General features: G+C 68.9%; 12 protein-coding genes and 1 riboswitch. Of the genes, 11 read left to right on the top strand and 1 reads right to left on the bottom strand.

What is annotated here, in order from left to right:
- The first annotated feature begins 20 nt into the window (after positions 1 to 20).
- The 9 genes from AC1RLW_RS00060 to arsC all read left to right on the top strand — a co-directional run bounded on the left by AC1RLW_RS00060 (position 21) and on the right by arsC (position 10,350).
- The gene (locus AC1RLW_RS00060) at positions 21 to 1,004 is read left to right on the top strand and encodes a tripartite tricarboxylate transporter substrate binding protein (RefSeq protein WP_139706941.1); all 984 of its coding nucleotides are present in this window, start codon (positions 21 to 23) and stop codon (positions 1,002 to 1,004) included.
- Positions 1,005 to 1,133: 129 nt separating this feature from the next.
- The gene (locus tag AC1RLW_RS00055; protein ID WP_307589140.1) at positions 1,134 to 2,309 is read left to right on the top strand and encodes a Gfo/Idh/MocA family protein; all 1,176 of its coding nucleotides are present in this window, start codon (positions 1,134 to 1,136) and stop codon (positions 2,307 to 2,309) included.
- 19 nt (positions 2,310 to 2,328) lie between these two features.
- Positions 2,329 to 3,516, top strand: coding sequence for a dihydrodipicolinate synthase family protein (locus AC1RLW_RS00050; RefSeq protein ID WP_493191824.1), 1,188 nt, complete (start codon positions 2,329 to 2,331; stop codon positions 3,514 to 3,516).
- An 8-nt stretch (positions 3,517 to 3,524) separates the two neighbouring features.
- The gene (locus AC1RLW_RS00045) at positions 3,525 to 4,403 is read left to right on the top strand and encodes a sugar phosphate isomerase/epimerase family protein (RefSeq protein ID WP_493191823.1); all 879 of its coding nucleotides are present in this window, start codon (positions 3,525 to 3,527) and stop codon (positions 4,401 to 4,403) included.
- Positions 4,404 to 4,723: 320 nt separating this feature from the next.
- Positions 4,724 to 5,818: a DNA glycosylase AlkZ-like family protein gene (locus AC1RLW_RS00040; RefSeq protein ID WP_493191822.1), complete on the top strand. Its 1,095-nt coding sequence runs from the start codon at positions 4,724 to 4,726 to the stop codon at positions 5,816 to 5,818.
- A gap of 314 nt (positions 5,819 to 6,132) precedes the next feature.
- Positions 6,133 to 8,313, top strand: a complete 2,181-nt coding sequence (locus AC1RLW_RS00035; RefSeq protein ID WP_493191821.1) for a TonB-dependent siderophore receptor — start codon at positions 6,133 to 6,135, stop codon at positions 8,311 to 8,313.
- A 97-nt stretch (positions 8,314 to 8,410) separates the two neighbouring features.
- Positions 8,411 to 8,569, top strand: a riboswitch (FMN riboswitch).
- A 113-nt stretch (positions 8,570 to 8,682) separates the two neighbouring features.
- On the top strand, positions 8,683 to 9,195 hold the full coding sequence (locus tag AC1RLW_RS00030; protein WP_070061276.1) for a 6,7-dimethyl-8-ribityllumazine synthase: 513 nt from the start codon (positions 8,683 to 8,685) through the stop codon (positions 9,193 to 9,195).
- Between the two features lie 41 nt (positions 9,196 to 9,236).
- Positions 9,237 to 9,938, top strand: coding sequence for a glutathione S-transferase family protein (locus tag AC1RLW_RS00025; protein WP_493191820.1), 702 nt, complete (start codon positions 9,237 to 9,239; stop codon positions 9,936 to 9,938).
- Positions 9,939 to 9,969: 31 nt separating this feature from the next.
- Positions 9,970 to 10,350 carry an arsenate reductase (glutaredoxin) gene (gene arsC, locus AC1RLW_RS00020; RefSeq protein WP_307589155.1) on the top strand — a complete coding sequence of 127 codons (381 nt, stop codon included), beginning with the start codon at positions 9,970 to 9,972 and terminating at the stop codon, positions 10,348 to 10,350.
- Here the strand turns inward: arsC and queG are convergent.
- Positions 10,347 to 11,429: a tRNA epoxyqueuosine(34) reductase QueG gene (gene queG / locus AC1RLW_RS00015; RefSeq protein WP_493191819.1), complete on the bottom strand. Its 1,083-nt coding sequence runs from the start codon at positions 11,427 to 11,429 to the stop codon at positions 10,347 to 10,349. The genes arsC and queG overlap by 4 nt on opposite strands.
- Here queG and tsaE point away from each other — a divergent pair.
- Positions 11,415 to 11,909, top strand: a complete 495-nt coding sequence (tsaE, locus tag AC1RLW_RS00010; protein WP_056579690.1) for a tRNA (adenosine(37)-N6)-threonylcarbamoyltransferase complex ATPase subunit type 1 TsaE — start codon at positions 11,415 to 11,417, stop codon at positions 11,907 to 11,909. The genes queG and tsaE overlap by 15 nt on opposite strands.
- Positions 11,906 to 12,567, top strand: a 662-nt coding sequence (locus AC1RLW_RS00005) for an AMIN domain-containing protein (protein WP_493191818.1), incomplete at its 3' end; no start/stop codon positions are given. The genes tsaE and AC1RLW_RS00005, both read left to right, overlap by 4 nt.

Raw genomic sequence — 12,567 nt, 5'->3', positions numbered from 1 at the left:
CCGACCGCGCGGAGACAACCTTGAAGCAACTTGCACGCACCACCCTCCTGGCCTCGCTGACCTGCCTGGCCGCCCTGCTGCCGGGTCTGGCGGCCGCGCAGAACGGCTACCCCACCAAGCCGATCCGCGTGATCGTTCCGTTCGCCGCCGGCAGCACGACGGACATCATTGCCCGCGCCATCGCCGACAAGATGGGCACCAGCATGGGCCAGGCACTGATCATCGAGAACCGCGGCGGCGCCAGCGGCACCATCGGCCAGCAGGCGGTAGCCACGGCCGCGCCCGACGGCTACACGGTGATGATCCATTCGTCGTCGCACACGGTGAGCCCGTCGACCTTCGCCAAGCTGCCCTTCGACACGGTGCACGACTTCGCGGGCGTCACGCCGATCTCGTCGCTGCCCAACGCGCTGGTCATCTCGCCCAGCAAGAACATCAAGACCCTGCCGCAGTTGCTGGCCGCCGCGCGCGCCAAGCCCGGCAGCATGAACTTCGCCTCGGCCGGCCAGGGCAGCGCCACGCACCTGAACGCCGAGAAGTTCAAGATGGCCGCAAAGATCGACGCCACCAACATCCCGTTCAAGGGATCGGGCGAAGCCGTCACCGAAGTGCTGTCGGGCCGCGTCGACTACTACTTCTCGCCCATCGCGCCCGTCATCGGCCAGATCAAGGAAGGCCAGTTGCTCGCACTGGCCGTGGGCTCGCCCAAGCGCGCCGCCGCCCTGCCCGACGTGCCCACCACCACCGAGGCCGGCGTGCCCGGCTCCGAGTTCAACTTCTGGATCGGCATGATGGCGCCCGCCAAGACGCCGCGCGACGTCGTCAACCGCCTGCACGACGAGGTGGTCAAGGCCCTGGCCACGCCCGAGGTGAAGGAGCGCTTCCTCAAGCTGGGCGCCGACGCCTGGACGCTCAAGCCCGAGCAGTTCGACGCCTACATCAAGGACGAGATCACCAGTAACGCGCAACTCGTGAAGGCCGCTGGCCTCGCGGTCCAGCAGTAACAGCAGACACGCCGAGGTCTCGCGCCGCGTCGTGCACGCGGGGCAGCCCGGCCTGCCCCGGCGTTGCCACGCGCCACTCCGATCGAAGACCCTTTCTTTTTTCCCCTGCATCTCCCCAAGGAACCCACGATGGCCATCCAACGTCTCGGAATCATCATGCACGGCGTCACCGGACGCATGGGCATGAACCAGCACCTGATCCGCTCCATCTGCGCCATCCGCGCCCAGGGCGGCGTGACGCTGTCGAACGGCGACAAGGTCATGCCCGACCCGATCCTCATCGGCCGCAACGCCGAGAAGATGGAAGCGCTCGCCAAGGCCCACAACATCCCGCGCTGGGGCACCGACCTCGACCAGGCGCTGGCGAACAAGGACGACACCGTCTTCTTCGACGCCGGCACCACGCAGATGCGCCCCACGCTGCTGGCCAAGGCCATCCGCGCCGGCAAGCACGTGTACTGCGAGAAGCCGATCGCCACCAACCTCAACGAAGCCGTCGAGATCGCCCGCCTGGCCGACGAAGCCGGCAAGGCCACCGGCCTGAAGCACGGCGCGGTGCAGGACAAGCTCTTCCTGCCCGGCCTGCGCAAGCTCGACATGCTGCGCCGCGCGGGCTTCTTCGGCCGCATGCTCAGCGTGCGCCTGGAGTTCGGCTACTGGGTGTTCGAGGGCGACCTGCAGCCCATCCAGCGCCCGAGCTGGAACTACCGCAAGGAAGACGGCGGCGGCATGATCCTGGACATGATGTGCCACTGGCGCTACGTGCTGGACAACCTGTTCGGCGAGGTGAAGTCGGTGTCGTGCATCGGCGCCACGCACATCCCCACGCGCTGGGACGAAGCCGGCAAGCCCTACGAGGCCACCGCCGACGACGCGGCCTACGCCACCTGCGAACTCACGGGCCACAACGGCGAGCCGGTGATCGCGCAGCTCAACATGAGCTGGGCCACCCGCGTGCGCCGCGACGACCTCGTGACCTTCCACGTCGACGGCACCGACGGCTCGGCCGTGGCGGGCCTGTCGAGCTGCCGCGCCCAGTCGCGCGTGGCCACGCCGCGTCCGGTGTGGAACCCCGACGAGAAGCAGACGATGAACTTCTTCGACCAGTGGCAGGAAATTCCGGACTCGCAGGTCTACGACAACGGCTTCAAGATCCAGTGGGAACACTTCATCCGCCACGTGGTGGAAGACGCGCCCTACAAGTGGACGCTGCCCGAAGGCGCCAAGGGCGTGCAGCTGGTCGAGGCCGCGCTCGCGTCGTGGCAGGAGCGCCGCTGGATCGACGTGCCCACGCTGAAGGTCTGAGGAAGAAGAAGACAAAGCCATGGCCCTGTCGCTGACCCTCCCCACCGCGAGCGGCGCGCTCGCGTCCTACGCCCTGCGCGGCACCGCGCCGGTGAAGCCCGATGCGGGCGTGAAGTTCAACCGCATCGCCTATTCCGCCGCCCACGTCGTGGCCGACCCGCTCGCGGCCGTCGACCCGTGGCTGCAATGCGCGGTCGACTGGGACACCACCATCGCCTACCGCCGCCACCTGTTCTCGCTGGGCCTGGGCGTGGCCGAGGCGATGGACACCGCGCAGCGCGGCATGGGCCTCGACTGGCCCACGTCGCTCGAACTGATCCGCCGCTCGCTCGACGCCGCGAAGGACATGCCCGGCGCGCTCGTCGCCTCGGGCTGCGGCACCGACCACCTGAACATCGACGACGTGAAGAGCGTCGACGACGTGATCCGTGGCTACGAAGAACAGATGGCCGCCATCGAGGCGCTCGGCGGCAAGCTGATCGTGATGGCCAGCCGCGCACTGGCCCGCGTGGCCAAGAGCCCCGCCGACTACGAGCGCGTGTACGACCGCATCCTGAGCCAGGCGAAGCGGCCCGTGGTGCTGCACTGGCTGGGCGACATGTTCGACCCGGCGCTGGCGGGCTACTGGGGCACGAAGGATGTCGATGCGGCGATGGACACCGCCGTGGGCATCATCGCGGCGCATCCAGACAAGGTCGATGGCATCAAGATCTCGCTGCTCGACAAGGACAAGGAGATCGCCATGCGCCGCCGCCTGCCGAAGGGTGTGCGCATGTACACGGGCGACGACTTCAACTACGCCGAGCTGATCGCCGGCGACGGCTTCGGCAGCGAGCCGACGCACGGCAAGAGCGATGCGCTGCTGGGCATCTTCGACGCCATCGCGCCCGCCGCGAGTGCCGCGCTGGGCGCACTGGCCCAGGGCAACAGCGAGAAGTTCCACGCAATCCTCGGCCCCACGGTGCCGCTGTCGCGCCACATCTTCGCGGCGCCCACGCGCTTCTACAAGACGGGCGTGGTGTTCATGGCCTGGCTCAACGGCCACCAGAAGCACTTCACGATGGTGGGCGGGCAGCAGAGCACGCGCTCGCTGCAGCACTTCGCTGAACTCTTCCGTCTCGCGGATGCAGCCAACCTGCTGGAGCAACCGGAGCTCGCGGTGCGGCGCATGAAGACGCTGCTGGCGCTGCACGGCGTGGAAGGCTGATGGCGACCATGCGCGACTTTTCGCAGAACCACGACTGGCTGTCGATCAACACGGCGACCATCCGCAAGCAGTCGGGCGCCGAGGTGCCGCTGGACCGCCTCATCGACCAGTGCGCCGAACGCGGCATCCGCGCCATCAGCCCATGGCGCGACCAGGTCGCGGCCGTCGGCCTCGACAAGGTGGCCAAGCAGTTGAAGGCGCACGGCATCGGCCTCTCGGGCTACTGCCGGGGCGGCTTCTTCCCGGCGCCCGATGCGGCCGGTCTGAAGGCCGCGCTCGACGACAACCGCCGCGCCATCGACGAGGCAAAGACGCTCGACGCACCCTGCCTCGTGCTGGTCGTCGGCGCCCTGCCCGGCGCGCTCGACGGCAAGGCGGCGTACAAGGACATCCGCCGCGCGCGCAGCGAGGTGCGCGACGGCATCGCCGCCTCACTCGAATACGCCCGCGAGGTCGGCATGCCGCTGGCCATCGAGCCCCTGCACCCGATGCAGGCGGCCGACCGCGCGTGCATCAACACGCTCGAACACGCGCTCGACCTGTGCGACGAACTCGATGCGGGCAAGACCGGCATGCTCGGCGTGGCGCTCGACATCTATCACGTGTGGTGGGACCCGAAGCTGCAGCAGCAGATCGCGCGCGCCGGTCGCGAGCGGCTGCTGGCGTACCACGTCTGCGACTGGCTCACGCCGACGCGCGACCTGCTCTCCGATCGCGGGATGATGGGTGACGGCGTTGTCGAGTTGAAGAAGATTCGCGGGTGGGTCGAGGACGCGGGCTTTGCCGGCTTCAGCGAGGTCGAGATTTTTTCGAATCTGGACTGGTGGCAACGGACTGGGGCCGAGACGCTCGACGTTTGCATCGAGCGGCACAAGACTGCCGTCTGAACGCTGCTGTTCAGGGCGCGTGCCCAGGCCACCGGGCACTTCCCTCCGCGAATGTCCCCCGGGGCTTCGCCCCTCCTCCTTGATTTCGCTGCGGGAAGCACCCAGTGTCCTGAGCACGGTGGGCGCGGTCGTTGTGCGGCCCGATCAACACGCACGCTGAACCCGCTCACGTCGATGAGGTGCCTTGCGCAGCGAAATCAAGGAGGAGGCCGCAGGCCGGGGGACATTCGCGGAGCAAGGTACCTCGTCGGCGGGAGCGACGCCCTGAACAGCAACTCGCCACGAAGCGAAAAGTGGCGACCTGTGCTGCAATCCGCAGCATGGCTGCCCCCACCCTCGACGACCTGCGCCGCTACGCCGTCGCGCGCACCCTCTTCACGCCGACGACGCTGCCCGCCGCCATCCGCAAGCTCGGCTTCGTGCAGGCCGATCCGATCCGCGCGCCCGCGCGGGCGCAAGACCTCACGCTGCGCCACCGCGTGAAGGACTACCACGCGGGCGATCTCGAAAGCCGTTACGCGCGGCTTGCAATCGAGGAAGACTGCCTCGTCAACTACGGCTTCCTGCCGCGCGAACACCTGGCGCTGATGCATCCGCGCGAGGCCAGGAAAGCCTGGGACGCGGACACGCGCCGCAAGGCCGCCGACGTGCTGGCCTATGTGCGCGAGCACGGTCCGGTGCATCCACGCCAGGTCGAGCAGCACTTCGCGCATGGCCGCATCCAGAACTACTGGGGCGGTTCCAGCAATGCCACCACGCACCTGCTCGACGGCATGCACTACCGCGGCCTGCTGCGCGTGGTGCGGCGCGACAGCGGCACGCGGGTCTACGAAGCGGTGAGCCATCCGCCCGCCGACGACAGCCCCGCCGGGCGCGCGCAGCGTGCGGCGGCGCTCATCGAACTGGTGGTGCGCAAGTACGCACCGCTGCCGGCCACGAGCCTGACCTACCTCGTGCGCCTGCTCGGCTACGGCGCACCGCACCTGGCCGCGCAGACGCAGGCTGCGCTGCGGCTGGCGCGCGAGGAGCTGGCCAGTTGCCGCATCGACGGCACCACCTGGTACTGGCCCGCCGACGAGAACCCCGCCTCGCGCCGCCATGCGCCCGACGACGCGGTGCGCCTGCTCGCGCCCTTCGACCCGGTGGTGTGGGACCGCCGCCGCTTCGAGTTGCTGTGGGGCTGGACGTACAAGTTCGAGGCCTACACGCCCGCGCCGAAACGGCAGTTCGGCTACTACGCGCTGCCGATGCTGTGGCACGACCGCGTGATCGGCTGGGCCAACGTGAGCGTACCTGAAGGTCGGTTGCAGCCGGCCTTCGGTTATGCCGACGCGAAGAAGCCGCACGGCGCGGCCTTCCGCACGGGCCTCGACGAAGAACTGCACCGCATGACGCAGTTCCTCGCAGGCCGCTGACGCGGCCTTTTATAATCGCCCGCCTCAGCCAGCCGCCCGCGCCCGCCGCGAGCCCGCCAGCCGTCTTCGAAGGAACGAAGACGCAGCAGCCCGAGCGACGACACATCCCGTCGTCGCCCCCGGCCACTGCCCCCACGACGCCGTAGACACACAACACCAGCCGGATGCGCTTTCCTTTCGGAATGCGCCACGGCACGCGCTCGTTCGTTTCCGCTTTTTTCGATCGCACCCGAGAAGCCATGGCGCGCCCGACCGCGCCGCAGCCACTCCCCCGCCCTAGACACACCTGACGCAGGACACAGGAGAAGCTGCACATGACACTCAAGAATCGTCGCCCCGGAACGCCGCGCACGCGGCGGGGCTATGCCACGCTCGCGGTCACCGCCGTGGCGCTCGCCGCCAGCGCACATGCCCACGCGCAAGAAACCGCCGCTGCCGAAACGCGGCAGGCGCTGCCCACCGTGACCGTCTCGGGCGATGCGGGTGAAACCGCCACCGGCCCCGTGACGGGCTTCGTCGCCAGGCGCGGCAGCACGGCCACCAAGACCGACACGCCGCTGATCGAAACGCCGCAGGCCATCTCGGTCGTCACGCGCGACCAGATCGAAGCCCAGGGCGCGCTCACCCTGCGCGAGACCACCAACTACACGGCCGGCGTGGTGTCGAGCTACTTCGACAGCCGCGTGGATTCGTTCAAGGCCCGCGGCGGCGACGCCGTGCAGTACCTCGACGGCCTGCAACGCACCTACGGCACCTACAACGCCAGCCGGCCCGACCCGTACATGCTCGAACGCGTCGAGCTGCTGCGCGGCCCCTCGTCGGTGCTGTACGGCCAGGGCGGCATCGGCGGCGTGCTCAACCTCGTGTCGAAGCGCCCGCAGGCCGAGACGCAGCGCGAAGTGCAGCTGCAACTGGGCAACAACGCGCGCAAGCAGATCGCCGCCGATTTCACCGGCTCGCTCGACCCCGAGAGCAAGTGGATGTACCGCCTCGTGGCCGTGAACCGCGACAGCGGCACGCAGGTCGATCACGTGTCGGACGACCGCATCGCGATCGCGCCCTCGCTCACCTGGCGCCCGAACGCCGACACCTCGCTCACGCTGCAGGCGTCCTACCAGAAGGACAAGAGCGGTTCGCTGATCGGCTTCTTCCCGTGGCAGGGCACGCTGCTGCCCTCGCTGTACGGCCGCATCCCGACCTCGACCTTCACCGGCGAGCCGGGCTTCGACCGCTTCGACACGCGCAGCACCTCGCTGGGCTACCTGTTCAGCCACCGCCTCAACGACACCTGGACGGTGCGCCAGAACCTGCGCTCGACCGAGAGCAAGGTCTGGTACAACACCTCGTACACCAGCTTCACGGCCAACCGCCTCACGGGCCGTCCGGCACGCCCGGTGTTCAACGCCGACCAGCGCACCATCGAGCGCGACCTGAGCAGCGACATCAACGGCGGCAAGATGCTGCTGCTCGACAACCAGGCCGAAGCGCACTTCAAGACCGGCGAGGTCGAGCACACGCTGCTGCTGGGCGCCGACTTCCAGCGCAACACCACCTCCAAGCTCTCGGGCCGCGGCCGTGCGGGCGCGCTCGACGTGTACGCGCCGGTGTACGGCAACTACACGGCGCCGACTAGCTACACGCGCGCACCCGAGGTGGTGCAGAAGCAGGCGGGCCTGTACGTGCAGGACCAGGTCAAGTACGGCCGCTGGATCGGCCTGCTGGGCCTGCGCCATGACAAGGCCACCACCGACACCGAAGGCCGCCCCGCCGCGGCGGCCGACGACAAGGCCACCACCAAGCGCGCCGGCCTGGTCTACCTGGCCGATGGCGGCTGGGCGCCGTACCTGAGCTATGCCGAATCGTTCCTGCCGCTGGGCGGCGTCGACACGTCGAACAACCCCTTCAAGCCGCAGCGCGGCAAGCAGTGGGAAGCCGGCGTGAAGTGGGAGCCCGCGGGCCAGCGCACCTCGTTCATGGCGGCCGTGTACGACCTGCGCGACACCAACCGCAAGACCCCCGACCCGACCAACCCGCTCAACAGCGTGCAGCTCGGCGAAGTGCACGTGAAGGGCCTGGAGCTCGAGTACAAGGGCAGCATCGCGCGCGACTGGGACTGGATCGCCTCGTACGCCTACACCGACGCGCGCGTGTCCAGGAGCAACGGCTCCGACCTGGGCAAGCGCATCTCGGGCGTGCCCAAGCACACGGCCTCGGCCTGGGTGACCAAGCGCTTCTCGATCGGCGGCCTGCACGGCTTCTCGGCCGGCGGCGGCGTGCGCTACCTGGGCAAGTCGTACGACGGCATGGACAGCAACCCCGCGCCCGCGGTCACGCTGTTCGACGCGATGTTCGCGTGGGACAACGGTCCGCTGCGCCTGGCGCTCAACGTCGCCAACCTGACCGACAAGGTGCAGATCACCACCTGCCTGGCGCGCGGCGACTGCTTCTACGGCCAGCGCCGTACCCTGACCGCGAGCGCGACGTACCGCTTCTGAAGCAAATCCCCGCGCGCTCGAAGGTCTGGCGCGCGGGCGACAACCGGCCCGGCGGCGTGCTTCTAGAATCGCGCCGTCGTCCGGTTCGCCGGACGGCAAGCGTTCTCAGGGCGGGGTGCAATTCCCCACCGGCGGTGATGGCAACGAAAGTTGCACAAGCCCGCGAGCGCCTCGGACCTGCCACAGGTTCGAGGGTCAGCAGATTTCGGTGCGATTCCGAAGCCGACGGTCACAGTCCGGATGAAAGAGAGCGCGAAATGCGGGCATGCCCGCGCGCCTTGCTTTGCTCTTTTTGGGCAAACCGGCGCGCGAGCGGGCCTGTGGTTTCGTGCGCCCTGATTCAGGAAACCTGCTTTCAAGAGGCACACCATGAGTCAGATCAACGACCTTCCCCTTTCTGCCGTCACCGCGTCGGGTTCGCCGCGCGGCCAGCGCATCGCATTCGTCGAGGCGCAATGGCATTCCGACATCGTCCACCAGGCACGCGACGCCTTTCTCGAAGAGATGGCGCGGCTCGGCGTGGCGCGCGAGCTCATCGACATCTTCGATGTGCCCGGCGCCTTCGAGATTCCGTTGCACGCCAAGCGCCTGGCCAACTCGGGCAAGTACGCGGCCATCATCGGCTGCGCGCTGGTGGTAGACGGCGGCATCTACCGCCACGAGTTCGTCGCCAACACCGTCGTCAGCACGCTGATGTCGCTGCAGCTGGAGACCGACGTGCCGATCTTCTCGGCCGTGCTCACACCGCATCACTTCCACGAGCACGTGGAGCACCGCAAGTACTTCCACCGCCACTTCGCAATCAAGGGCACCGAAGTGGCCGAGGCCTGCTTCAAGACGCTCGAGGCGCTGGACAAGGTCGACGCACTGCTGGCCGCCTAGGCGGGTTGGCAAGAGGCGCACGCCTGCAGTAACCTGCGCGGATGGCCTCTCCATCCGCCCCGGCGGTCGCAGCAACAGCCGCCGACCGCTACACCCTCTATGGGGCGCCCGGCTCGGGCGCCACGCCCATCCACGCCGCGCTGACGCTGATCGGCGCGCAGGTCGACACGATCGACATCGCCCCCTGGGAGGGCGAGTCCGAACGCGAGCGGCTGACCGACGTCAACCCGATGCAGCAGGTGCCCGCGCTCGTGCTGCCGTCGGGCGAAGTCATGACCGAGAGCGCAGCCATCCTCATCTGGCTGGGCGACCGCTACCCCGAGGCCGGGCTCTGCCCCGCGCCCGGCGACCCGCGCCGCGCGCAGTACCTGCGCTGGATGGTCTACCTGCCGGCCTCGATCTATTCGATGTTCTGGGTGCGCGACGAGCCGTCGCGCCTCGCGGCCGATGCCGCCGCGCAGGCCGTGGTGCTCAAGCGCACGGCCGCGCGCATCGCGCACTGCTGGCACCTCATGGACACGCAGATCGACGAACCTTCGCCCTACCTGCTCGGCGACAAGCTCAGCATGCTCGACCTGTACGTGACCGTGGTGTCGCGCTGGACGCCGACCCGCCGGCGCTTCTACCGCGTGGCGCCGCGCATGGCGCGCGTGGTGCGGCGCGTGGACGCCGACCCGCGGCTGGCGGCGTTCTGGGCGGCGCGCTTTCCGTTCTCGATGGATGCGGACGAAGAGACAAGCTGAGGCCCATTCTTCTCTTCTCATAATCGACGCCATGACCGCACGCACACCGACCACCGCCTACCCGATGACGATCTACCACAAGCCCAACTGCAGCACGTCGCGCAACGTGCTGGGCTTGATCCGCGAAAGCGGCGTGGAGCCCGAGATCGTCCTGTACCTGGAAACGCCGCCCTCGAAGAAGAAGCTGCGCGAGTTGACGAAGGCCATGGGCCTGACGGCGCGCGACCTGCTGCGCACGAAGGAGGCGCCTTACGAAGAGCTGAAGCTGGCGGACGAGAAACTGACGGACGACCAGCTGTTCGACGCGATCGTGGAGAACCCGATCCTGCTGCAGCGGCCCATCGTCGTGTCGCCGCGTGGCACGCTCATGTGCCGACCCTGGGAACGCGTGCGCGAGATCCTGCCCGCTTAAACCGGCGGGTCCGCAGGCTGCTGCGCCAGCCCCCACGCGACATGCTCGCGCACCAGTTCGCTCGGATGTTCGGCGCGCGTGGCCAGCGCTTCCTTCGCGCCGCCCTCGCCTGAGCGCACCGCATTGCCCAGCGCCACCGCGATGTTGCGCAGCCAGCGCTCGTGGCCGATTCGGCGGATCGGGCTGCCTTCGGTGCGGCGCAGGAAGTCTTCTTCGCTCCACGCGAACAGCTCGGCCAGCGTGCGGCCCGTGAGCCCCTCGCGCGCGTCGAAGTCGGGTAGCGTGCTCTTCTTCGCGAACTTGTTCCAGGGGCAGATCAGCTGGCAGTCGTCGCAGCCGTAGATGCGGTTGGCCATGAGCGGGCGCAGCTCCGTCGGGATGGCGCCGGCGTGCTCGATCGTCAGGTACGAGATGCAGCGGCGCGCATCGAGCCGCTGCGGCGCGACGATGGCGCGCGTCGGGCACACGTCGATGCAGGCGCTGCAGCTGCCGCAGTGCGCGCTGACGGGCTCGCTCGGCGGCAGCGCCATGTCGACGTAGATTTCGCCCAGGAAGAACATCGAGCCCGCGTCGCGGTCGAGCACCAGCGTGTGCTTGCCGCGCCAGCCCTGGCCGCTGCGCGAGGCCAGCTCGGCCTCGAGCACCGGCGCCGAATCGGTGAAGGCGCGGTGGCCGAAAGGGCCGACCTCTTCGGCGATCTTCTCGGCCAGTTTGGCCAGGCGGTTGCGCAGCACCTTGTGATAGTCGCGGCCCCGCGCGTACAGCGACACGATGGCCTCGCCGGGCCGGCGCAGCCGGTCGAACTCGATGGCCTGCCACTCGGCGTCGGTGTCGCGCGGCAGGTAGTCCATGCGCGCGGTGATCACGCTCACCGTGCCCGGCACCAGCTCCGCGGGCCGCGCGCGGCGGGTGCCGTGCGTTGCCATGTATTGCATTTCTCCATGGAACCCATGGGCCAGCCATTGCATCAGACCGTCTTCGGCGCTCGACAGATCGACGCCCGCGATTCCGATTTGGGAGAATCCGAGTTCCCGGGCCAAGGCCTGAATACGAGCAACGAGTGGATGGCTGACGATCACTTGCCGATTGTAGAAACGCGCACCCTGCGCTGGCAGGGCGAAGACGACACCGACGCGCTGGCGCGCGCGCTCGCCGCATCGCCCGCGTTGCGCGACGCTTTCATCGCGCTGCAGGGCGACCTGGGCGCCGGCAAGACCACCTTCGTGCGCCACCTGCTGCGCGCGCTCGGTATCACCGGACGCATCAAGAGCCCCACCTACGCGGTGGTCGAGCCGCACGAGGCGCCCGACGGGCTGGCCATCTACCACTTCGACTTCTACCGTTTCGCCGACCCGCGCGAATGGGACGACGCGGGCTTCCGCGACATCTTCGCGGGCCCCGGCCTCAAGCTGGCCGAGTGGCCGGAAAACGCCGCGGGGCGCACCCCACCTGCCGACCTAGCTATTAAAATAGAAGCAATGACCGACGACACCCGCAGCGTGACCCTCCTGGCGAACACCCCTCGCGGCAGCGATCTGCTGGCGTGCCTGGCCGCATGAAGGCGACCGGCCTGAAACGGCGCGTGCTGCTGCAAGGCGGCAGCATCGCGCTGATGCTGGGCGTGCACCAGATCGCGCGCGGCGCCAGCATCCTCGCCGTGCGCGTGTGGCCCGCCGCCGACTACACCCGCGTGACCATCGAATCCGATGCCCGCCTCAACTCGCAGCAGCTCGTGGTCGGCAGCCCGCCCCGGCTGGCCGTGGACATCGAGGGCATCGACCTCAACACCGAGCTGCGCGACCTCGTCGGCAAGATCAAGCCCGGCGACCCGTACATCAACGGCCTGCGCATCGGGCAGAACGCACCGAAGGTGGTGCGCATCGTGTTCGACCTGAAGCAGACCGTGCGCCCGCAGGTGTTCTCGCTGGCACCCGTGGCCGCCTACAAGCACCGGCTGGTGCTCGACCTGTACCCCGAGCAGGCCATCGACCCGATGGAAGCGCTGATCGCCGAGCGGCTGCGCGATGCGCCCAAGAACGGCAGCAGCACCGCCACCCCTCCCAGCAACGGCCCCGTCGTCGCCACCGCCCCGCCCGCCCCCGCCGCACCGTCGACGGCCCCCGCGCCCGTGCGCCCCGCCATGCCGCCCGGCGACCCGCTGGGCGACCTGATGGCGCAGCAGGCCGCGCGCCCCGCGCCCTCCGGCCCCGCACCGGC

It is taken from the genome of Variovorax sp. GW822-FHT04A09, assembly GCF_058801005.1.
This window is presented reverse-complemented; position numbering and strand designations above follow the sequence as displayed.